This window comes from Streptomyces sp. bgisy130, from assembly GCF_057708345.1.
This window is the reverse complement of the sequence record NZ_JBYISA010000014.1, coordinates 171,745-190,676: the sequence shown is the minus strand read 5'-3', so window position 1 is coordinate 190,676 and position 18,932 is coordinate 171,745. Positions and strand designations below refer to the sequence as shown.

Annotated in this window: 14 protein-coding genes; 7 read left to right on the top strand and 7 right to left on the bottom strand. The window is 68.2% G+C overall.

The window, feature by feature from the left end; all coding sequences use genetic code 11:
• Nucleotides 1-509 precede the first annotated feature (509 nt).
• The 4 genes from AC3EUV_RS20515 (at nucleotide 510) to AC3EUV_RS20500 (ending at nucleotide 4,789) form a co-directional block, all read left to right on the top strand.
• On the top strand, nucleotides 510-1,124 hold the full coding sequence (locus AC3EUV_RS20515; protein ID WP_435603523.1) for a nucleotide-binding protein: 615 nt from the start codon (nucleotides 510-512) through the stop codon (nucleotides 1,122-1,124).
• Nucleotides 1,121-1,369, top strand: a complete 249-nt coding sequence (locus tag AC3EUV_RS20510) for a hypothetical protein (protein ID WP_432143803.1) — start codon at nucleotides 1,121-1,123, stop codon at nucleotides 1,367-1,369. The genes AC3EUV_RS20515 and AC3EUV_RS20510 overlap by 4 nt, the downstream gene beginning before the upstream one ends.
• A 618-nt stretch (nucleotides 1,370-1,987) precedes the next feature.
• Nucleotides 1,988-3,169, top strand: coding sequence for an MFS transporter (locus AC3EUV_RS20505; RefSeq protein WP_432143813.1), 1,182 nt, complete (start codon nucleotides 1,988-1,990; stop codon nucleotides 3,167-3,169).
• Between the two features lie 264 nt (nucleotides 3,170-3,433).
• Nucleotides 3,434-4,789 carry an erythromycin esterase family protein gene (locus AC3EUV_RS20500; protein WP_435603522.1) on the top strand — a complete coding sequence of 452 codons (1,356 nt, stop codon included), beginning with the start codon at nucleotides 3,434-3,436 and terminating at the stop codon, nucleotides 4,787-4,789.
• A 15-nt stretch (nucleotides 4,790-4,804) separates the two neighbouring features.
• Here AC3EUV_RS20500 and AC3EUV_RS20495 read toward each other — a convergent pair whose 3' ends face one another.
• A complete protein-coding gene (locus tag AC3EUV_RS20495; protein ID WP_432143805.1) occupies nucleotides 4,805-6,076 on the bottom strand; it encodes a hypothetical protein in 1,272 nt (423 codons plus the stop codon).
• Between the two features lie 577 nt (nucleotides 6,077-6,653).
• On the opposite strand from AC3EUV_RS20495, the gene katG reads away from it, so the two are divergent.
• Together katG and AC3EUV_RS20485 are read left to right on the top strand one after the other, a co-directional pair.
• Nucleotides 6,654-8,843 (top strand): catalase/peroxidase HPI, encoded by a 2,190-nt coding sequence (gene katG, locus AC3EUV_RS20490; RefSeq protein ID WP_432143806.1) that lies wholly within the window; start codon nucleotides 6,654-6,656, stop codon nucleotides 8,841-8,843.
• A 409-nt stretch (nucleotides 8,844-9,252) separates the two neighbouring features.
• Nucleotides 9,253-11,220, top strand: coding sequence for a multicopper oxidase family protein (locus AC3EUV_RS20485; RefSeq protein ID WP_435603521.1), 1,968 nt, complete (start codon nucleotides 9,253-9,255; stop codon nucleotides 11,218-11,220).
• Nucleotides 11,221-11,337: 117 nt separating this feature from the next.
• Here the strand turns inward: AC3EUV_RS20485 and AC3EUV_RS20480 are convergent, their stop codons facing one another.
• A complete protein-coding gene (locus AC3EUV_RS20480) occupies nucleotides 11,338-12,003 on the bottom strand; it encodes an SRPBCC family protein (RefSeq protein WP_435603520.1) in 666 nt (221 codons plus the stop codon).
• A gap of 53 nt (nucleotides 12,004-12,056) precedes the next feature.
• Nucleotides 12,057-12,365 (bottom strand): hypothetical protein, encoded by a 309-nt coding sequence (locus AC3EUV_RS20475; protein WP_435603519.1) that lies wholly within the window; start codon nucleotides 12,363-12,365, stop codon nucleotides 12,057-12,059.
• Between the two features lie 216 nt (nucleotides 12,366-12,581).
• Here AC3EUV_RS20475 and AC3EUV_RS20470 point away from each other — a divergent pair, with 216 nt between their 5' ends.
• Nucleotides 12,582-13,271, top strand: a complete 690-nt coding sequence (locus AC3EUV_RS20470) for a TetR/AcrR family transcriptional regulator (protein WP_432147110.1) — start codon at nucleotides 12,582-12,584, stop codon at nucleotides 13,269-13,271.
• Nucleotides 13,272-13,407: 136 nt separating this feature from the next.
• On the opposite strand, the gene AC3EUV_RS20465 is transcribed toward AC3EUV_RS20470, so the two are convergent.
• The 4 genes from AC3EUV_RS20465 to AC3EUV_RS20450 all read right to left on the bottom strand — a co-directional run bounded on the left by AC3EUV_RS20465 (nucleotide 13,408) and on the right by AC3EUV_RS20450 (nucleotide 18,743).
• On the bottom strand, nucleotides 13,408-14,703 hold the full coding sequence (locus AC3EUV_RS20465; protein ID WP_435603528.1) for a M20 metallopeptidase family protein: 1,296 nt from the start codon (nucleotides 14,701-14,703) through the stop codon (nucleotides 13,408-13,410).
• A 321-nt stretch (nucleotides 14,704-15,024) separates the two neighbouring features.
• Complete coding sequence (locus AC3EUV_RS20460; RefSeq protein WP_432147111.1) at nucleotides 15,025-15,405, bottom strand: VOC family protein; 381 nt, start codon at nucleotides 15,403-15,405, stop codon at nucleotides 15,025-15,027.
• 190 nt (nucleotides 15,406-15,595) lie between these two features.
• The gene (locus AC3EUV_RS20455) at nucleotides 15,596-17,578 is read right to left on the bottom strand and encodes a collagenase (protein WP_432147112.1); all 1,983 of its coding nucleotides are present in this window, start codon (nucleotides 17,576-17,578) and stop codon (nucleotides 15,596-15,598) included.
• 205 nt (nucleotides 17,579-17,783) lie between these two features.
• Nucleotides 17,784-18,743, bottom strand: coding sequence for a LysR family transcriptional regulator (locus AC3EUV_RS20450; RefSeq protein WP_432147113.1), 960 nt, complete (start codon nucleotides 18,741-18,743; stop codon nucleotides 17,784-17,786).
• Nucleotides 18,744-18,932: the final 189 nt, after the last annotated feature.

Here is an 18,932-nt window from a genome sequence, read left to right as displayed (position 1 = left end):
GCGTCGACCACTAGCAACCGAGGCCCCGCCCTATCGGGCGGGGCCTCGCCGCACACCGACCGCCCCGCGCCGTCTCCGTGTACTTGGCGTGCACGTGAGGCGCCTCGGATCCGGAAGGGGCGCCGAGTATCGTGCGGGTTGCCTTAACGGAGTTTCGCGGACACCAACATCGGCAACCCGCACCGCCAGGTGCGGCTGAGCTTCCTGGGCTAGCGAGCGAGCGGCGAGTCAGGCGGACGGCGCTGCGTTGTCGCGCCGGCCCCCCGGGCTCGTGGGCCGGCAGTGGCGGGGCCGAGTGGAGTAGTCGGTGCGGATGGGCGGGCGCCGTAAGTCATCCGGCGAGGGGCAGGAAAGAGCAACCAGTGGTGCCTACGGACGACCGCGACCGCAACGGTTGTCCGCTGTTTCTCACTGCTTGCGGGTGAACCACGAAGCCACGCCCCGTACCGACCGAAACTGGACGAGCGTGTCCGCTATTGTCAGCTCTTGTGCCATTGAGTTGTGCGTTTGTGAACCTCAAGCCCGGCGTCGGAAAGACGACGAGTGCGGTGTGGCTGGCCCACGCGCTTCATGAGTCGGGACTGTCGCCGCTGCTGGTCGACGGGGACCCAGCCTCTTCCGCGCTGCGGTGGAGCGAGCTGGCCGGTGGCTTTCCGTTTCCGGTGATCGCACTGCCGGTGGGGGACGTCCACCGGCGCGTGAACGACTTCCTCGGCAACCGGCAGGCCGTCGTGCTCGATGCGCCCCAGATGGAGGACCATCCCCGCATCACCCGCAGCATCATGAGGTACGCCGGCGAGTGGATCGTGCCCGTGACCCCCGCCCCCATCGAACTGGACCGGATGGCACCCATCTGCGGCGAGATGGCGGACGTGCAGTCCCTGCGTGCCGAGCCGGCTCGCACGGCGGTCCTGCTCAATCGCACCAACCGTCCGGATGCCACGCGCACCGGACCCGATGCCGACGCTCGTGAGGCACTCACCGAGCGGGGTTTCGAGGTGCTGGACACCCAGATCGCGCGGCTCGACCTGTACGCCCAGTCATTCGGGAACCCGGTCCAGGCCAAGGGGTCGGCGTACATGGATTTCGCGGAGGAACTGATCAAGCGTCAGGAAGAGACATGAGCCAGCGCAAGGAAAGCTACCGCGCGGCATTGCAGCGCGGACAGGACGTTGCCGCACCCCGTCCCACCAAAGTCACCACGCTACAGAGCAGATACCTCCGGGTGACCGTCGAGGTGGATCCCGACCTGCGAGACGATCTGACGCGGTGGGTGGCATGGCCGGTCTCCTCGGCAATGGCCGCCGGCACGACCGCCCTGCGTACCCTGGCCGCCACCGTCGGCATGGTGTCTCGGCCCGGACGGTAGGCTGCCCCGCCCTTGCATGCGTTGCCGACGAGGTGACGATGTCTCCCTGGGCCCCCGTCAGGCAATAGCCCTTGCCGGGATCGGCAGGATCGTGCTGTCGCTGCCCCTCGTCCAGTGCTGCTCCGTCTGGTCACTGGAGGCGTACAGGATGACCGTGCCTCTTGGCGCGGGTCGCGTCCGTGACGACGACGCAGCGCGATTGCGGAAGGCTCGCCGGAAGCCGGGACCATCCCGCAGACGGAGGCAGTTGGCTCTCCGGGCGGTGGGCGAGCGGCAGACGAAACATTCACCGGTCAGGGGCCTCTCAGGGATGCCCCGGCGCCCGCCTCGCTGCGAATGCCCGCTGGCCTGCGTTTTTGCAGGTCAGAGGATGAATCGCCCTCGCTCCCCGTTGTGCACTTCCGCTCGGTCTCCTCGCCACCGTCGCCCTGGCAGCCGGGCGGAGCCAGTCGGTGAAAGGGCCGCTCTGGGAGTCTGGTCGAGGTCGGTCGGCATGTACCACGGCTCGGATGAGCATCAGTGGTGTGAGCAGCGAAGGCAGGGTCCGCTGACTGGCACTCGTGAGGCCCAGGAGGACCGGTGACGGCGCCGAACGCAGAGGCCGCACCGCAGCGGCAGATGTGGCCGCTGTACGCGGCCGGGTTCACCACCGCGTTCGGTGCCCATGGCGTCGCAGCCAGCCTCGGCGGTCTCTCGCCGGACGCGGTGACCTCCGTCATGGTCCTCGGTGGGCTGCTGGCCGTCTACGACGGGGCGGAAGTGCTGCTCAAGCCGCTGTTCGGCACTTTGGCGGACCGGATTGGCGCCCGCGCCGTCCTGCTCGGCGGACTGGTCGCCTTCGCTGTGGCGTCGGCACTGTACGCGCTCGCGGTCGGCCCCGGCTGGCTGTGGGCAGCCCGCCTTGGCCAGGGCGCCGCGGCCTCCGCCTTCTCACCCTCGGCCGCCGCGCTGGTCGCCCGCCTGAACCCGGCGGCCAAGCACGGTCGGGCGTTCGGTAGTTACGGCTTCTACAAGAGCATCGGTTACACCTTGGGCCCGCTGCTCGGCGGGGTCCTGATGTGGGCCGGCGGGCTGCGCCTGCTGTTCGCGGTGCTGGCAGTGCTCGGTGTGGCCGTCGCGATCTGGGCCGCGCTCGCCGTGCCGTACGTACGACCGTTGCCGCGGGCCCGGCAGACGGTGGTGGATTTGGCCAGGCGGCTGGCCGTCCCGGCCTTCTGGCGTCCGACCGCAGCCCTCGCGGGTGCGGCTGCCGCGCTGTCCGTTGGTGTGGGCTTTCTGCCGGTCTCCGGGCGGGCGGCGGGTCTGGGCACGGTGGCGACCGGCGCCGTCGTATCGGTCCTCGCGGCCTGCGGCGCGATCGTCCAGCCACGCGTCGGGCGGGCCCTGGATGCGGGGCTCATCAGTGCGCCCGGCGGCATCGGCGCCGGCCTGCTGACCACGGCCGCCGGTTTGGCCTGCGCCGTGCTGCCCGGACTGGCCGGTGTTCTGCTCGCTGCCGTATTGATCGGCATCGGTACGGGACTGATCACTCCGCTCGGCTTCGCCGCCTTGGCGGCCTCCACCCCTCAGGAGCGGATCGGCCAGACCATGGGAGCCGCCGAACTGGGGCGCGAACTCGGCGACGCGGGCGGCCCGCTGCTCGTCGCCGGTGCCGCCGCTGTGGCTACCCTCGCCTACGGCTATGTGGTCCTTGCCATTCTCCTTGCGACGAGCCCGGTCATCGCGCTTGCCCACCGCCGCCGCACGGCAGCCGCACCCACGAGTGAGGCGGAGAGGGGCAGACGCAACGGGGCGCCCTGAAGATCGGCTGGGACCGGCTTTCGCCGTGGACAGCATCAGGCGAGTCCGCCCCCTCCCGCAGCCACAGGTCCCACGACCACGAGCAGCAGCGGGCGGGCTCACCACCCTCGCAGCCGTCGCCGTAGCCTTCCCTCTCGCCCAACCTGGGCGCGTGTAGGGGGGTATCCCCCCGGAAAAGTCCGGTGGCTGCCCCCAGCGCATGGCAGGGGGATCGCGGACGATGATCCTTCTCAAGTTGCGTATGCAAGTTGAGGGGAAAATGGCATGGTCAGGCACCGGAAGCGAATCAGTCGGCGTGGGCTGCTGGGCACGGCCGCGGTGGTGGCGGTGGGAGCGGTCCTCGTTCCTGTGGCGGTCCAGGCGGCCTCGGCCGACACGGCCGGCGGGGAGCGGAACCCGGTCCGCGCACTGGAGCAGGCGGCCCACCCGCTGCGCTCGACCGAGCCCCGGGGGAACACCGCCGATCTGCGAGCCCTGGGCTCGATGGTCGGTGACGCCAAGGTGGTCGGCCTCGGCGAGGCCACCCACGGTTCCCATGAGTTCTTCGCCATGAAGGAGCGGGTCTTCCGTTACCTGGTCGAGGAGAAGGGTTTCACCACCTTCGCTCTCGAATTGAGCTGGTCCGCCGGGCTCCAGATCGACGACTACCTTCAGACCGGCAAGGGCGACGCCCGTACGTTGGCCAAGGCGGCCCTGGCCAACAGCCCATGGGATCGTGAGGAGTTCGTGAGCCTTATTGAGTGGATGCGGGTCTACAACCGCCACCACCCCGGCCGCACCGTCCACTTCATGGGCGATGACATCGGCGCCCCCGCAGTGAACGACGAGTTCTTCGGGCGGGTGACCGGCTATGTGCAGCAGAACCACCCGGAGGCGCTGGCGAGGCTCAACGAGCTCTATACCGGCCTGCGCCCGATTGACGACGTCTTCGCCTACCTGGGCAAGCCGCTCGCGGAACGGCAGCAGCTCGCCACCAAGGCACAGCAGGCGCTGGAATTGGTCAGCAGCCTGAAGGGAGCCGGTGGAGACGCCTTCGACTGGGCCGAGCAGAATGCCCGCTCCATCGCCCAGACCGCCAAGTTCCTCACCATGAACCCCAGCGACCCTAAAACGCTGCCTTCCTTCCAGCGTTTCCGCGACGAGGTGATGGCTCAGAACGTCAACTGGTGGCAGCAGCACACCGGCCGCAAGGTCCTGCTGTCGGCGCACAACGACCACGTCAGCTATGCCGCCGGAGACCCCAAGACGTATCCCAAGACGCAAGGGGCGTTCCTGCGCGAGGCGATGGGCAAGAATTACCTCCCCATCGGCTTCACCTTCGACCGGGGCTCCTTCCTGTCGAAGGACGCCGCCCTCGGCGGCGACTGGAAGAAGTTCACCGTGGGCGCCGCCGGGCCCGGCAGGAACGAGCACACCCTCGACCAGGTCCGCTACCAGGACTTCTACCTCGACGTCCGCAACGCCCCGGCCCCCGCGCGCGCCTGGCTGAACGTCGCCAGGCCCACGCTCAACGTCGGCACGCAGTTCCCCGCGAATCCGCACGACGTCGCGATCGCCAAGTCCTTCGATGTCCTCATCCACCTCCACGCAGTCCGGGAGGCCGACGAGCGGAAGCCGTGACGGGCGGTGAGCCGGTCAGGCATTTTGCAGGGCACGGAAGGAGTCGAACCAGACGGTGGTCCGTCCGACCCTTCCGTTTTCCTTCCGGACAGTGCGGTTCGCGTACAGGGGGTTGAGGATCCACGGCTGCTTGTGAGCGTCCCAGCCCGTCTGCATGGATTCGATCTGCACCACCCCGTAGGTGGCCACCGCGAGTTTCCCGGTCTCCCGGAACATCTGCATCTGCTGCGTCAGATAGTCCTTGCGGGAGGCGAACCACGGACTCATCGCGAGGAAGTCGTCCCACCTCTGCTGGGGGAAGGGCTTCTCGAACGCGTTGCCGATCACCTGCCACACGCGGGTGTTCGGGGGCACCTTGTACTTCTCGGCGTAGGCCGCCGGAATCTTGTCGCCCATGTGGGCTTCCCAATGCTGCACCAGGGAGAACTCCGTGGCGAGGAATTTCTTGCTCTTGTCGAGGCGGGACACGACGTACTGGACGTACTTGCCGGCCGCCTCCAGGGAGTCCACGTGTGGATGGATGTCGAGGCCCTCGAGCTCCGGCTTCCTGTTGACGAAGGCGACCCACCGCTCGGTGGCCGGCGTGCGGCCGTCCTTCTTGTCGAGGCGATTGAGAGCCCCCATGTACAGGCGGGTCCGGCAGCCGTGCGGGAAGTGCTTCCTGCGGTAGCCGATGACGTGGTCGGCGACGTGCTCGTAGAACACATTGAGGCGCGCGTCGCGCTCGTCCTTCTTGGTCTCGAGGAAGGGTTCGTTGCCGATGGTGAGGATGTCCATCTTCCCCATGACAGCGTCCAGCACCCGGTCCACGCGCTTCAGCTGGGCTGCCATCTCCTTGCTGCCCACCTTGGGAAGCGACTGCCCGAGCGTCAGGAAGGGGAACTTCAGCGAGAGGATCGTCGTGAAGTCGTTCCCGCTCGCGTCGAGCAGCCTGGCGATGGACTGCTGCTGGGCCGGGGCGTGGGTGTCGAGGTCGTCCGTCATCGGGACGAAGCCGCGCACCCACTTCGCCGAAAGGGCCCTCACCTGGGAGAAATTCATGTCGGAGGGATCCTCGTTGAAGTTCACCCCGAGCGCGCCGTTCGGCGCCTCGCCGGTGGGTGCGCCGCCGCCCTTCGCATTCGGCTGCGCACTCCCCTCGCCACCCGCCTGCTTACTCCCCTCGGGACTGCACGCCGCTGTGAGGAGGGCCGCGCCGGACACTCCCAGCAGCCGGCGACGCGAGGTCGGCCTCGCGAGGGAAGGTGTACCGCACCTGTCCGGCTGCGCGGACGACTCGTACCGCATTGCTGTTCTCCGTTCTGGTGACGTCGTTGCCGGCCGTCTTCCCCCACCGGCGCCATCTGTGACGCGCCGGCCGGGCGCAGATCGCTGAACTGCCCTTGCCGACAGGCAGCTTCATCCTGCGTGCGACGCCCCGGCGGCGGTCCGTGCATGATCAACGTAGTTCATCGGAGACAGAGCACCGGCTCGGCCCCTGCCGGAGTCGTCTTGTATGTGTAGATGCCTGGCAGGGGCGGCTACGGGACCGTCACTCACGTCGCGGGCTGCATCCTCTGCGGACTTCGAGTGCTTGTTACGCGGGGTGCTCAGCGTGTTCTCGTCACGGTGCGGCCTGCGTGCGCGACCATACGGACGCCGACACAGGTCGATCATCGGCGTCGTGCACAAGGGTGGGTTCTCGCCGGCCGGTAGCCCGCGTTGACTGCCGCGGGTCTGGTCAGGCGGAATTCCGGCCGGCGGGCGCCATGGCGCGCCGGCGAGCGCGGGTCGCAGTGTTCGACACCACAGAACAAACCCACGTCAAGCCGTCAAGAGCAAGCAGCCAGCAGAAGGAAACACCGAGACAGGAAGAAGGACGGACGTGTCCGGCAGCGAAAGCGAGAACCCAGTAATTCCCTCCCCGGCCCCCACGCCGACCCGGCCCAGGACGAACCGGGACTGGTGGCCGAATCAGCTGGACCTTCAGATTCTCCATCAGCACTCGTCCCGGTCCAATCCGATGGACGAGGACTTCAGCTACGCGGAGGAGTTCTCGACCCTCGACGTCGACGCCCTGAAGCGCGACGTCATCGAGGTGATGAAAACGTCGCAGGACTGGTGGCCTGCCGACTACGGCCACTACGGGCCGCTCTTCATCCGGATGAGCTGGCACGCCGCGGGAACGTACCGGATCGCCGATGGCCGGGGCGGTGGCGGCGCCGGCGCTCAGCGCTTTGCCCCCCTCAACAGCTGGCCGGACAACGCGAGCCTCGACAAGGCGCGCCGTCTGCTCTGGCCGGTCAAGCAGAAGTACGGCCGGAAAATCTCCTGGGCCGACCTTCTCGTTTTCGCCGGCAACTGTGCGATGGAATCGATGGGGTTCAAGACCTTCGGGTTCGGCTTCGGGCGAGAGGACATCTGGGAACCCGAGGAAATCTTCTGGGGACCCGAGGACACCTGGCTCGGCGATGAGCGCTACACCGGCGACAGGGAACTCACCGGCCCCTTCGGTGCCGTGCAGATGGGTCTGATCTACGTCAATCCGGAGGGGCCCAACGGCAACCCGGATCCGATGGCTGCCGCCCGCGACATCCGCGAGACATTCGGGCGGATGGCGATGAATGACGAGGAGACGGTGGCGCTCATCGTCGGCGGACACACGTTCGGCAAGTGCCATGGTGCCGTCGATCCCTCGTACATCGGCCCGGAGCCCGAAGCGGGTCCCCTTGAGCAGCAGGGCCTCGGCTGGCGGAACACGTACGGCAGCGGCAAGGGCGCCGACGCGCTCACCAGTGGGCTCGAGGGCGCATGGACCTCCGAGCCGACGAAGTGGGACAACGAGTACCTGGACAACCTGTTCCGGTACGAGTGGGAGCTGACGACGAGCCCCGCCGGTGCGCATCAGTGGACGCCCAGGGATTCCGCGGCGCAGAACACTGTGCCGGACGCCCATGACGCGTCGAAGCGGCACGCTCCCATGATGCTGACGACGGACCTCGGGCTGAAGGTGGACCCGGTCTACCGACCGATCGCGAAGAGCTTCCACGAGAACCCGGACAAGCTCGCGGTGGCGTTCGCCAAGGCGTGGTACAAGCTGCTGCACCGCGACATGGGACCCGTCTCGCGCTACCTCGGCCCGTGGATTCCCGAGCCGCAGCTGTGGCAGGACCCCGTACCCGCGGTCGATCACGAACTGGTCGCGGACGACGGCATCGCCGACCTCAAGCGCAGGATCCTCGCCTCGGGACTGTCCGTCTCCCAGCTGGTCGCCACCGCTTGGGCGTCGGCGTCAAGCTTCCGCGGCACCGACAAGCGCGGCGGGGCCAACGGCGCACGGATCCGGCTCGCGCCGCAAAAGGACTGGGAGGTCAACGACCTGCCCGAGGTGGCCGAGGTGGTGCAGACCCTCGAAGGGATCCGGCAGGACTTCAACGGCTCACAGACCGGCGGAAGGAAGGTGTCCCTCGCGGACCTGATCGTCCTGGGCGGCTGCGCGGCCGTCGAGCAGGCCGCGAAGAACGCCGGGTACGACATCACCGTCCCGTTTGCACCTGGACGCACGGACGCCTCGCAGGAGCAGACCGACGTGGAGTCGTTCGCCGTGCTCGAACCCAAGGCCGACGGGTTCCGCAACTACCTCCGGGCGGGAGAGAAGCTGTCACCGGAGACCCTCCTGCTGGACCGCGCCAGCCTGTTGACGCTGACTGCTCCCGAGATGACGGTGCTGATGGGCGGGATGCGTGCCCTGAACGCCGGCTTCGCAGGGTGCCCCCATGGCGTCTTCACGCAGCGGCCGGAGGCCCTGACCAACGACTTCTTCGCCAACCTGCTCGACATGGGCACGGAGTGGAAGGCGTCGGCCTCGGCCGAGAACGTCTTCGAAGGCCGGGATCGCGCCACGGGCGAGGTCATGTGGACCGCCACCGCCGTCGACCTCATCTTCGGTTCGCACTCCCAGCTCCGAGCCGTCTCGGAGGTCTATGCGTCCCAGGACGCGGGGGAGAAGTTCGTGCGTGACTTCGTGGCGGCCTGGAACAAGGTGATGAACCTCGATCGGTTCGACCTCGCCTGAGCCCGATGTCCCGGTCGGCCACTTGTCGGCCGGCCGGGACGTGCCCGGGTCCGGTCAGGGCGGTGACGAGCGGTTCATGCATTCATGAGGACTCCACGCGCGATCACTTGGCCACCGCGTTGCAACGGAGAGAATGAGGACAGCGATGCGGTGCTCTGGAATTGGGCCGATTTGATTCACTGAGAGGAATGTTCAGTGGAATGTCGTCCCCTTCAGGGTGTTTGCGTTACAGATGGCGCCGCCCGGCATTTCCCTGCCTGCCGAATTTTCGCCGAGATCGGCTCAATGAGTGGCATTCCCGGACCGATCAGGCGTGCTGCGACAGCGTTCCGAACCAGCCCTGTATTCCTGGGACGTTAGGTGCGGCGATGGAAGGCTGGACACGATGTTTGGGCGAAGGAAATTCCTCATGGCCGGCGCCATGGGGGGTGCGGCCATGCTTCCACTGGGTGTTCTGGGAGCGCAGAAGTATGCGTCGTCGTCCCACGGGAAAGGGTCTGCGGACACCCCGGTGACGTCAACTCCTCCGCTGGAGAAGTACGTTGACCCGCTGCCCACGCCGTTGACGGCCATCCCGGATCCTTCCGTCTATCCGGGCGCCGACTACTACGAGATCACGATGCGGCAGGGCTCGTGGCGCTTTCACCGCGACCTCAAGCCGGCAACCGTGTGGGGTTACTGGGCCAAGGACCCGCGCGATCCTCGCAAGGCGATCGGCATGGGATATCTCGGGCCGACCATCAGCGTGAACGCGGACCACCCGACGGTCGTCAAATATCGCAACAAGCTGCCGACCACCCACCTGTTCCAGTCCGTGATCGACCGCATTCGTAACGGGGACCCTCAGCTCACCCCGATGGCTCCGCCTCCCTACCGGAGCAAGCCGCCCTTTCCCGAGAATGTCAGTGTGTGGAACGTCGTCCACCAGCACGGCGGTTTTACCGCACCACAGTCCGACGGTATGCCGCTGCACTCGTTCAGCCCGGACGGCTTCCATGCCGAGTCCTACACCACCCTGGACCCGAGCCGGGTCAAACCCAACGAAGCGATCTGCGCCTATACCAACCACGAGCGTTCGTCCATGCTCTGGTATCACGATCACGGCATGGGGATGACCAGCGTCAACGTCTACGCGGGCCTTGCCGGTCTCTACCTCATTCGTGACCCCGCCGACGAGCGCCACGGGCTGCCGCGAGGCGAATTCGAGGTCCCTCTCATCCTTCAGGACCGGACCTTCGGCCGGGACGGCTCGCTCGCCTACACCATGACCGAGCGGGAAGGTGAGGACACCCCGGTCGTCAACGGGAAGGCGTACCCCTTCCTCGCCGTTGAGCCGCGACGCTACCGGCTGCGCATTCTCAATGCCTCGAACGAGCGTTTCTGGCGGCTGCGGTTCGACGTTCCGAGGACCGCACTGGCTCAGCCCAATATGCCGTTCTGGCTGATCGGCACCGACGGCGGATTCCGTGCTCCGCTGCAAATGCTGAACTTCCTGATCGGGCCGGCCGAGCGGTACGACCTGATCGTCGACTTCAGTCAGATTCCCAGGGGCACCAAGGTCACCTTGACGAACTACCACGCGCCGGTCCACTACCCCGGCATGCCCGGCCAGGGACCGGAAATCTCGGAAATCATGCAATTCCAGGTCACCAAACCGCTGTCCGGAGGCGCGGACCGGACAACGACGCCCAAGAAACTCAAACTGCCGGACGTTCCACCCATGGAGCCGAAACCGCACACGCGTCGGCGGGAATGGGTCCTGTACCAGCACAGGCTCTTCGGCACAATGACGTTCAACGCGGTGCCCTTCATGGAGCCGTCGCAGGACTTCATCAAGGCGGGCTCGACCGAGATCTGGGAGTACATCAATCCCAACCACGACGCCCACCCGATGCATGTCCACCTCGTCAACTTCCAGGTGCTGAACAGGCAGCCGATCGATGCAGCCGGCTACCAGGCGGATTACGAAAAGTGGATTGACGGTGGCCGCAAAGCGCAGGACAAACCGGTGCTGGCGAACTATCTCACCGGCCCGCCGATTCCGCCCGACCCGGACGAAGCACGGTCCTACAAGGACACGGTCAAGTCATATCCGGAGACGGTGACCAGAATCATCACCGGGGAATTCACCCCGCCGACGGACACGATCGCGTCGATCCCGGGCAGCGGCACCGCACTTCCGGCGACGTACGTCCACCACTGCCACCTTCTGGAACACGAAGACGACGACCTGATGCGCCCGTGGACGATCGTCGGCGGCGGGGGCCAGGGCGGTGCCGAGGATGGCGGTGGGCACGGCGGTGGCGGCCACGGCGACCACGGTGTTGGCGGCCAGGGCGGGGGTTACGGCCACAGCGGTCACGGCCACGGTCACTGAGGGGATCGATCGACCCGCGTGTGCCGGTCCGCCCGGGGTGCCGTGCCGCCGGCCTCATCGCGTAAGACGCTGAGGAGAACGGCGGCGCGGATCGGGCCCTGGTTCGTGGTTCGTGGTTCAGTGCGGCCGGTTGTGAGTGGGGGCTTCGGCGGCGGTTTTGAGGTCGTGCAGCCAGGCTTCGAGGCCCTGGCGGAGGAGCTTGGTCGCGGCGGGGACGTCGGCTTCGACCTCGGCGCCGGTGTGGGTCTCTTCGGTGCTCACGCGGACGCCGCCCCTGACCCTGGTGAAGTTCCACACGTGCACGCCGTCGATGCGCAGACCCTCGCCGACCGCGGGGCCGGTCCAGCGAATGCAGGAGTGGCGCTTGAGCTGCTCGACGGTCGAGGTGATTTCGAGGCTGGTGGCGGGGGTGGGGTTGGGAGGTACCGGAGTTGTCCACCGGAAGGCCGAACCCTCGCGGAACGGGCCGTGGTCGAGGCGTTCCGTGGTGGTGACGGCGTCCTGCCAGGACGGCCAGCGCTCCACGTCGGTCTGAAGTCTCCAAATGGTGCGCAGCGGCGCGTGGATCACGGTCTCGGTCCGGTAGCGGACGAGGGCCTGGGGGTTGACGCTCTCGCCGCGGCAGGTGAGGGACCTGGCGGCAGGAGAGGTGGTGGCTCCGGCCGGTGCGGCAGCGGTGCCGAGGACTCCTACGGCGACGAGCGGGACGGTGAAAAGGGCGGCGCGGATACGGGTGTTGGGGAGGCGGGTGTTGTGGGTGCGGGTGTTGGGGGTGCCGGACATGAGGTCTCCCTTGTCAGTTGGTGGGCGGGCGGTGTCTGTGCCCGGAGTGGGTGTCATCGCGTGGGAAGGCGACGGGCCCGCGCCCGGTGGAGGGCGACGATGACTGCGGCGGACGTGGCGACGGTCAGCCCGGCGAACACCGGGTGCATGTCTTTGGACAGGCTCTGCGCCCCGTCGGGCCGAACCAGCCATACGACGAGTGGGACGGCGTAGGCGGCGGCGAGCAGGGTGGCCGCCCAGCGCGCCGCCCGGTCGCGGACGAAACGGTGCGTGCCGACCAGCACGATCACCACCGGGAGGACCGCCATCAAAGCGAACTGCCCGACCACCATGACGGGGACGGCCCAGGAAGAGATGGTCACCGGCAGTGGAACGGGCCGGGCTGTGTGGGTCTGAGCTGACTCGGCTGTGGTGGCCACGGGGTTCCCCTCGTTCGGTGGTGTGCGGGGTGCGCAGCCGTACTGCGCACCCCGCACTTGGCTAGACCTTGTTTGTGTCGTTAGAAGTTATAACTCACGCGATGCGAGGGGGCAATAGATGCGTGATAACCTCTAACGTAATCTGTAAGGTGTAGCCAATTGAGTTGGGAAAGGTGGCAGGCCGTGGTGAAGGCGGACGCGGAGACGGACACGAGGACGCCGCGGGAGCGCTATCGCGCCCAGGTGCGCGCAGAGATCATGGAGCACGCCTGGGAACAGATCGCCACGGCGGGCGCCTCCGCGCTCTCCCTCAACGCGATCGCCAAGCAGATGGGATTGAGCGGCCCCGCGCTTTACCGCTACTTCGCCAGCCGCGACGAGCTGATCACCGAACTCATCCGTGAGGCATACCGGAGCCTTGGCGAGACCATCGGCGCGGCCGCCACCAACGGCGCCGACCTGGCCGGACTGGCACACGCCCTGCGCGGCTGGGCCCTGGAGGACCCCCAGCGGTATTTCCTCATCTACGGCACCCCCGTCCCCGGCTACCACGCGCCCGAGGACATCACCGGTATCGCCTCCGAGATCATGAGGAATCTGCTCGACGCGTGCACGGCGCTCGCTCCGGACGACCGCGCGGCTCCGTTCAGCGCCCACCTGAAAGACCACCGGGACTGGGCCGGAGACCACCCCGCCCCGCCCACGGCCCTCCACCGGGCCCTGGCCTTCTGGACCCGGCTGCACGGCGTGCTGTCGCTGGAACTCGCCGGCCACTTCACCAACATGGGCTTCGACCCGGCCCAGTTCTTCGCAGCCGAACTGGACGACTTGCTGGCCAAACGAGCGTGACACCGCGGTGCGATGCCTGCTCGAAGCTCAGTCATCCTGCCTGCCCCCCGCCGCCTCCGGCTCGGCCCATAACCGCCGGGCAGACCTACCGGCCGGCCCCTGCCGACCCCGCCGGTCAAGCCCTGCGCTCCGGCGGTCAGGCCCCGCGCCCACCAGCCAGGCCCTGCGCCCCGTGGGTCCGCTCCGAGATCCAGCCCGCCATCGCCCGTACGCCGACGCCGATGGCGCGCTCGTCCGGGGCGAAGTCGGGGTAGTGCGGGTAGCTGGTGGTGATGGGGGCGCTGGGGGCGCGGACGCCGAGGAAGGTGAACGTGCCGGGGACGCGGTCCAGGTAGAGGGCGAAGTCCTCGCCGCTGAAGGGAGGGAAGGCGGCGTGGAGCTCGGTAACCGCGTCCCGGCCGAGTGTGCGCCGCAGGTGGTGGGCGAGCACACGGGCGTCGCGTTCCGGGCAGACCATGGCCGGGAACGGCTCGGCGGGGAAGCTCACCCCGGCCCCCGGGTATGACGTGGCCAGGCGCTGGATGTCCTGGCGTACCTCCCGATACCGCTCCGGAGGCCAACAGCGATAGGAGACACTCACCTTGGCCTCCTGCGCCCGGGCCCGTACTGCCACGAACTCGGCCAGCGGCCCGTGGGGAGTCTGGGCGTCGGCGACGATCTGCTCAAGGTCCGCGGGAGTCTGCGGCAGTGCCACCGTGGCGAGCGCGCCGATCTCGGTGGCCAGTCGCCGCGCGGCATCGGGCGCGTCCGGCCCGGAGACAGTCACCTCCGCCTTGTCCTGGCCCGGCATCCCGAAGCCAGGGGTCACCGCGAACCGGCCGACGGGGAACGGCCCGCAGTGCAGCGCGTGGATCTCCGCCACGCGGGTGCGCTCCAGCACACCTGTGTCGATCAGTGCACGAGCCCCCGACAGGCTCTCCTCGGCAGGCTGGAAGAGGAACACCACCGTTCCCGCCAGTTGCCGGCGCAGCCGCGCCAGGACCTGTGCGACGCCGAGGGCCACCGTGGTGTGGATGTCATGCCCGCAGAGATGGGCCGGTGCCGGACCGCCCCCAACGATGTCCTTGGCCGGCACCGCATCCATGTCCGCCCGATACGCGACGGTCCGGCCCGGACACGAGCCCCGCAGGACGCCGACGACGCCGTGGCCGCCCACCCCCGTGGTGACGGCCAGCCCGGCCGCCCGCAGCTCACGGGCCACCACACCGGCGGTGCGCTGCTCCTGCCCCGGCCCCTCCGGATGCCGCTGGATGTCCCGCCGCAGTGCGATCAGCCCCCGCTCCAGGCGCGCCACCTCAGCGTCCACCGCCCTTTGCACCCCCGGCTGTCCCCACCCGCCGGCGACCGCCCTCCCGGCAGTTCCCCACACGACTCCCGCACCGGCACCCGCCGCGCAGGCCAGCAACGTACGGCGCGAGAGCGCGCGCCCCATCGAACGGTCCACTCTTCCCCCTTCGTGATCCTTCGGGTGGCCCTCCGGAGCGCAGCGTCTGACGGGCTGTTGCCTCTCGGCACTGTGCGCCGGGGCCGTCGCCGCCGGGTGAGCGGAAAGCCCGTACACGACACGATCGCCGCACGCACATACCGTTGCCTATCCGGCGGTCCACCGTTCGGGAGTGGGGGTAACCCCAGCAGCGGGCTGCCTGCCTGACCATGCAGATCGGTCGGGCGACCCGTCGGACGAGCCGTCAGGCCCTCGTCAGCCCGGCTGCCCCGCCAGACAACCTGTCAGACGCCCTGCGGGGCAGGACATCTACGCATCGTGTGCGTACCAGCGGAGTTCGACGGTGTTGCCGTCCGGGTCGCTGACGTACAGGGACTGACCCTCGCCACGGGCGCCGAAGCGCGGCCCGGGGCCGTCGAGCACGGTGAACTCGCCCGAGTCGATGACCTCCTGCCAGTCGAGGGGCTCGACGACCAGACAGAGGTGGTCGACATTGGAGCCCTCGCGGGGCCCCTGGATGAGGTCGATGATGGTCGTCGGGCTCACACGCACGGAGGGGAAGGACACCGCGCCCGCGCGCCAGTCGTCCACCCGAACGGGCTCCAGACCGAGCGGCCCGCAGTAGAAGGCGAGCGATCGCTCGATGTCGGCGACGTTCAGAACGAGGTGGTCGAAGCCGGTGACGCGCATGGCAGTTCCTCAGGGACGCGCGGGCCCCTGGCAGGGCCCGTCGGACGGTGGTCCAAGGAACGTATAACCCGGGACAGCGGGGCGCGATCGGCCGTTGGTCCTGGTCCGCCGGTACTGGTCCGCTTGGCGGAGGGGCCCCGGGGCCAGTAGGCACCCGGGGCCGAAGCTCTGGCTCAGATGGACGGGCAGGCTAGAGACCTGGTGCTGAAGGTGTGGTTTTTGCCGAGGGCTTGGCGGTGCAGGCGCCTGAGGCGCAGGTGGTGAGCCAGGAGTCGAAGTCGGCGTCGTAGCGGGTGCCGATGTCGGTGTTGTAGACGGCGTAGCCGCCGGGGTAGTCGCCGGTGCGGAAGTGTTCGAGCATGGTGGCGATGTCCTGGGGGTGCTTCTCGAACATGTAGCGGACGGCGAGGTAGCCCCAGGGGTAGGTGCGGGTCACGTCGCTGTTGTTGTAGGTGCTCTGGAACAGCGTGCTCAGCTTGTAGGTGTGTTTGCCGGCCTCGGTGACCGCCTGGGTGTTGGTGATTTTGCGGTAGCTGTACGAGATGTACTCGCCGAGGCCCTCGATCCACCAGATGTCCGGGACCGACGTCTGCTGGCCGAAGTCGCCCTTCATGTCGTCACGGGCGTCGAGGTAGTGCGTGTACTCGTGGTTGAGGTTCCAGATCCGGGCCGGGAAGCCGTTGTCGTCGCTCCTCTGGTACATGATCGACATGGGCTTGTTGTCGGGCTTGGTGGGGTCCCCGATCATGGTGATGCCACCGTTGTTGGTGTCGACGCCGAAGATGGCCCCGGCATAGGTCTGGTAGTCCTTGCGGCTGCCGAACACGACGAGATCGATGGTCGATTCGTACTGGCCGGGGATCGGGCCGTTGTTCTTCACCAGGTTCTGCACGTACGGGCCCTGGGCCAGGACGCTGGCGCAGGTGGCGTCGAGTTCCTCGGGCGTCAGGGACTGAGCCTTGACGGTGTGGTTCGCGTCGCAGCTGTGGGTGGCCGGCAGGGCCGCCTTGGTCAGCTGGTCGGACAGGTCGCAGACGCCGAAGTACGAGCAGTTGGCCTTGTCGTAGGCGTCGGCCTGGGAAGCGACGGTGACCCACAGGGGCGCGGTCGGGCCGGAGATCTTCGAGGCGTCCAGCAGGCCCTTCATGAGAGGCCGAACCTTCTCCTGGAGGGGCGCGTGCTCGACGTACCGGGCGACGTTCATCCCGGCGTTGGAGTCGAGGTAGGAGTTGTCGGTGTCCAGCATGTCCAGGTGGTCGAGGGCGAAGGTGTTGAGGGTGTCGATGATGCTGGGGTCCGCCGTGACCGCCTTGACGTAGTCGGGGTTCCAGTTCCCGCGCCAGAGCGGGGTGTAGACGTTGTTGACGGCGGCCAGCATGCTGGGGATGTCGTCGTAGGAGCTGTTGTACCCGCTCAGCACCTGCTTGTAGGTGGTCAGGTAGTGGGCCTGCTCATTGGCGCTGTCCGAGAGGGTGATGACCTCGCCCAGGACGTTGCCGTTGTCCGAAGTGACCTCCTTGGTGTGCGAGTTGGCGAAGAACGCGTCCAGGCCGCTCCGGGAGGCGGTCGCCAGGGCCGGGCCGTAGTCGCCGACATCGTCCGGGTGGTTGTACTGCACGTAATAGCCCGCGCGCAGGAACAGCACGAGCTGCCACACATGCTCCGAGTTGTTGCCGGGATACGACGTCGCCCCGCCCTGGAAGGCGTTGGCCACGGTGACCATCTGGTCCTCGCGGAAGACGTTGTTCGCGTCCTTGCCGGTGACGCTGAACAGGGTGTTGACGCAGTCCGTGGTCGAGGCCTCGATGAAGGTGACCAGTTCGGGTCCGGTGCGGCTGCCGAAGTCGGACGGGCTGCACGCCGCCGCGGCACCGTGGTCCGCGTCCTTCCGGCCATCCGCCGCAGTCGAAGAAGTGGGGGGACTCTTCGCGCTGAGCGGGGGGAGTTGGGCGACGCCGCGCGGTCGGCCCTGAAGCGCGGACCTTTCGTTCGCGCCGGCTGTCGGGCCGGTCGGAGGTACGGGGTGGGCGGCGGTCCGGGACGCGGGGACGGGCCGGTCGGCGGCCGGCGTGTGTGGCGCCGCCAGTGCCGGTGAGGCCAGCAGGCCGGCCGTGGCGAGACAGGCGGCCAGGCCGCCGGCCGCACATCTGGGCAGGGGGAAGCGGTAGCGCATCCATGCTCCTTCGTGGACAGATGCGCCTCGGGATTGAGCTGAGGCGTGAGTGGCACCTTCTCAGCGCACAGCGACCGCGACAATAAGGTGTGACATAGCACATGGGACGGGTTCGTCATAACATCCGGAAGGGATGTCCCTTGATGGTCGGCTACTGACAACTGCCGTTCTGTGGCGGTTCGTTGGTCGTAGCTGGGGGCCAGTCCTAGGGTCTGGCCACGCTCCAGGTTCGGGAGGCCCAGGTCCGGAAGTGGGGTGACTGGGCGATGAGCGCGCGGTAGGCCGCGGCGGCGGAGCCGAAGAGGGTGTCCGCCAGCTCGTCGGCAAGGCTTTCGCGGCGCCAGGCCAGTACATAGCGGCACCACAGGGGGGTGCCGACCAGCGGTTTGATGAGGACGTCGGGGATCGGCCGGAGCGTGGCCTGCACCATGGAGACGCCGATGCCTTCGGCGATCATGTTCTGTAACTGCTGCTGGTCGCCCAGGAATTCGTGCACCGCCGCCGGGGTGAATCCGGCCGCCCGGCAGGCCGCGTAGAACACTCCCGGCCAGCCGGCGCCGTCGTCCGGGGTCAGAAACCATGCGTCGTCGGCCAGGTCGGCGAGCGTCACCTCGGGGCAGTGCCGGAGCCGGTGGCCGGCCGGCAGGGCGACGAAGGAGGGTTCGGTGACGATTCCGCGGTGTGTCACGGTGGCGGAGTGCCGCAGTTCCCGGCCGGGGTAGTCCGCGGCGATCGCGGCGTCCACCTCGCCGTGCTCCAGCAGTTCGACGATCTCCGAGGACGGATACACACTGCTCACCGTGAGCGCCAGCTCGGGCAGCTGGCTGCGGAGGCGGATGAGCATGCCGGCCAGGACCGGTGAGTTGGTCGCGGCGAGGCGGAGGGGGCGGCGGGTTGTCGTCCCGTCCGGGGCGGGCCGGCGGCCGATCGCCGCGGCGCGGGCCAGTACGTCGCGGGCCTGCGCCAGGACGTCCGTGCCGTACCGGGTCAGTTCCACACCCGAGGTGTTCCGCACGAACAGCGGATGGCCGAAGTGCTGCTCGATCCGCTGGAGTTGGGTACTCATGGCCGGTTGTGAGTACCCCAGGTCCGAAGCGGCCCGGCCCACGCTCCCTGCGTCGGCGATCGCACACAGCACCCTCAGGTGCCGAAGCTCCAACTCCATAGCCCGCACTCCTCCCGTCCGCGCGGCTGCTGTCCGGACCGTCCCGTGCCACCTCGGGGCGGTGCCGGGCGCGCGGCCCTCGTCCGACTGTTCGACGTGGCATCCCACCTCATCGTTCTCCGGCCGCTCGCGCCAGAGCCGGGAGCGTCTTCGCGACGTCCGAGACCTCCAAGCGGACGCGGTGCGGAC

Bases quoted from the DNA above. Each gene is read 5' to 3' on its own strand.
- AC3EUV_RS20455 (WP_432147112.1), bottom strand. From the start codon at position 17,578: ATGCGCTACCGCTTCCCCCTGCCCAGATGTGCGGCCGGCGGCCTGGCC.
- AC3EUV_RS20480 (WP_435603520.1), bottom strand. From the start codon at position 12,003: ATGTCCGGCACCCCCAACACCCGCACCCACAACACCCGCCTCCCCAAC.
- AC3EUV_RS20450 (WP_432147113.1), bottom strand. From the start codon at position 18,743: ATGGAGTTGGAGCTTCGGCACCTGAGGGTGCTGTGTGCGATCGCCGAC.
- AC3EUV_RS20505 (WP_432143813.1), top strand. From the start codon at position 1,988: ATGTGGCCGCTGTACGCGGCCGGGTTCACCACCGCGTTCGGTGCCCAT.
- AC3EUV_RS20510 (WP_432143803.1), top strand. From the start codon at position 1,121: ATGAGCCAGCGCAAGGAAAGCTACCGCGCGGCATTGCAGCGCGGACAG.
- AC3EUV_RS20465 (WP_435603528.1), bottom strand. From the start codon at position 14,703: ATGGGGCGCGCGCTCTCGCGCCGTACGTTGCTGGCCTGCGCGGCGGGT.
- AC3EUV_RS20500 (WP_435603522.1), top strand. From the start codon at position 3,434: ATGGTCAGGCACCGGAAGCGAATCAGTCGGCGTGGGCTGCTGGGCACG.
- AC3EUV_RS20460 (WP_432147111.1), bottom strand. From the start codon at position 15,405: ATGCGCGTCACCGGCTTCGACCACCTCGTTCTGAACGTCGCCGACATC.
- AC3EUV_RS20485 (WP_435603521.1), top strand. From the start codon at position 9,253: ATGGCCGGCGCCATGGGGGGTGCGGCCATGCTTCCACTGGGTGTTCTG.
- AC3EUV_RS20495 (WP_432143805.1), bottom strand. From the start codon at position 6,076: ATGCGGTACGAGTCGTCCGCGCAGCCGGACAGGTGCGGTACACCTTCC.